A 2,240-nucleotide genomic window follows, 5' to 3' on the forward strand; every position below is an offset into this window, starting at 1 on the left:
CCTCCGTGATGGGGTCGGCGGATCGCAGAGGAGTCGGTAAGACCGACGATCTCGACGCCGCTCGTATCGCCCGATCAGTTCTGTCTGTCGACATCGATCGACTGCGTCGACCACGAGCGGACGGATCGCGAGTGGCGATGCGCGTTCTCGTGGTCGCCCGAGAACAGATGACGTGTGAACGGACGCGCACCATCAATGCGTTGACGGCTTTGGTTCGCACCGTCGAACTTGGTGTGGATGCACGAAAATCGTTGACATACAGTCAGTTAAAGGAGATCGCAACCTGGCGGGCTCGGTCCGAGGACGCCACCACTGCGACGTGCCGAGCAGAGGCCGTGCGACTAGCCAAGAGGATTCGTGCGCTCGATGCGGAGTTGGTTGACAATCGAAAGTCTCTCGACGCATTGGTGAAGACCAATGCGCCGGAACTGACTGCCGCGGTCGGGGTCGGGGCAGTGGTTGCAGCGACTGTCCTGATCGCGTGGTCACATGCAGGTCGGGTGCGCTCCGAGGCCGCATTCGCCTCGCTCGCCGGGACCTGCCCGGTCCCGGCTTCATCAGGTAACACGGTGCGCTACAGGCTTAATCGGGGCGGTGACCGCCGATTGAACAGAGCACTGACCACGGTTGTGATCGTGAGGATGCGGGTTGATCCCCAAACTCGCACCTATGTCGAACGTCGACGAGGAGAAGGCCGCACGACCAAGGAGATCATGCGATCCCTCAAGCGTTACGTCACCCGGCAGCTGTACCGGACACTTGCCACTGCACACCCAATCTTGGAGTCTTGACAGATATAGAAGCATCCCGGCAAGTCCGGAGACTGAACCGTGCCGGGTTTCTTGCCGCTCCTATGCTGGCGACATCTCCGGCTGGAGAATCGATAGTTGAGAGTAATAGACGGCTTCGAACTCGTCGGGAGTGACGTAGTTCAAGGTGCTGTGCAGACGGCGGGTATTGAACCAATCCACCCATTCTATCGTCGCGAATTCGATGTCGTCGATCGTCTTGATCGCCCCTTGCAGAAACGGACTGCTCTTGGAAACTTCTTCTGTCTTGAACAGTCCGATTGTCGACTCCGCAAGGGCGTTGTCGTGGGCGTCGCCGACGCTTCCAATTGAAGCCGCAATCCCTTCCAGTGCAGCCGTTTCCGCGAAGGAAATTGATGTGCACTGATTGGGCTCAACCGGTGGAAGCAACACCTGAGGCCAGGAGGGTGTTGTGGGCAGACCATCGGATTGGGCGCGGGAGGTGACGGGCAGGGCTCCGATGAGGTCACCGAAGAGCGCCGGGCCATCCTCGGTCGAAGGACCGAGATTTCTTGGGACCAGATCGCCACAGGCAAGCTTCCTTGCGAGGCTGCTGACGCTGTCGGCGTGGGACAACCTGTGGGCCAGCGGTTGTTCCGGCACGCTGGCGGGCTGAGACCGTATCCATGGCCCGCGCCGGCAGGTACCTCTCTCTGGAAGAGCGTGAGGGCATCGCGATCCTGCGCGCCACCGGCCACGGGGCGCGCGCGATCGCGAGTGTCATCGGGAGGAGCCCGTCGACGATCTCGCGGGAGTTGCGGCGCAACGCTGCGACCCGGGGCGGCACGCTCGACTACCGTGCCAGCGTTGCGCACTGGAAAGCCGAGTTGTTTGCCCGTCGCCCAAAGTCCGCCAAGCTGGCTGAGAATGAGCGGTTGCGCGAGTACGTCGAGGACCGCCTTTCGGGCAAGATCACCCTGCCGGGCGGCGCTGCTGTCGCCGGACCGTTCGAACGGCAATGGAAGGGTTTGAACAAGCCGCATCGTCAGGACCTCCGATGAGTGAAAGCGTGTAGCCCGGAGCAGATTTCGCACCGGCTGCCCATCGACTTCCCGATGACGAGTCAATGCGGATCAGCCACGAGGTCATCTAAGCCTGGATCCACTGACGAGCCTCTGAAAGTCAATTCGAATCGAAGACAGCGGTGGCGGCGGGTCTGCGGATCGGGATACCCGCGTTTCTCAGCCATGTGGTCAGGGAACCATGGGATATGCCGAGATCGGCGGCGATCCCGGCTACGGTCGCGCCGTCGGTATCGCAGTACAGCGCGACGCAGTCGAGCTGTACTGGCATGGCCCCGTTCACTGGGGACATGCCAGTGACGCAGTCGCCGATATCGCTACGGAAACCGGCGTGGAGGAATGATCGAAACCTGTGGATCCCGGGAGGACGCACCTTCCCGGATGATGATCTGTACACGAACAGGATTCT

At 61.3% G+C, this 2,240-nt stretch carries 3 protein-coding genes and 1 pseudogene; 3 read left to right on the forward strand and 1 reads right to left on the reverse strand.

The genetic code is table 11. From position 1 onward, the window contains the following. Positions 1–791, forward strand: a 791-nt coding sequence (locus R4P70_RS32515) for a transposase (protein WP_317833821.1), incomplete at its 5' end; no start/stop codon positions are given. A 60-nt stretch (positions 792–851) separates the two neighbouring features. On the opposite strand, the gene R4P70_RS32520 is transcribed toward R4P70_RS32515, so the two are convergent. After that, positions 852–1,412, reverse strand: coding sequence for an integrase core domain-containing protein (locus R4P70_RS32520; RefSeq protein ID WP_080656784.1), 561 nt, complete (start codon positions 1,410–1,412; stop codon positions 852–854). A gap of 26 nt (positions 1,413–1,438) precedes the next feature. Between R4P70_RS32520 and R4P70_RS32525 the strand changes: the two are divergent. Beyond that, positions 1,439–1,899 (forward strand): annotated as a pseudogene (locus R4P70_RS32525) (transposase); the annotation flags it as partial. A 113-nt stretch (positions 1,900–2,012) separates the two neighbouring features. Next, positions 2,013–2,174, forward strand: a complete 162-nt coding sequence (locus tag R4P70_RS32530; RefSeq protein ID WP_155277984.1) for a hypothetical protein — start codon at positions 2,013–2,015, stop codon at positions 2,172–2,174. The last annotated feature ends 66 nt before the right edge of the window (positions 2,175–2,240 follow it).

The sequence above is a fragment of the Rhodococcus sp. IEGM 1241 genome, assembly GCF_033142365.1.
GTDB lineage: Bacteria > Actinomycetota > Actinomycetes > Mycobacteriales > Mycobacteriaceae > Rhodococcus_F > Rhodococcus_F erythropolis.

Coding starts and splice junctions, on each gene's coding strand:
- R4P70_RS32530 (WP_155277984.1), top strand. CDS start 2,013: ATGGGATATGCCGAGATCGGCGGCGATCCCGGCTACGGTCGCGCCGTC.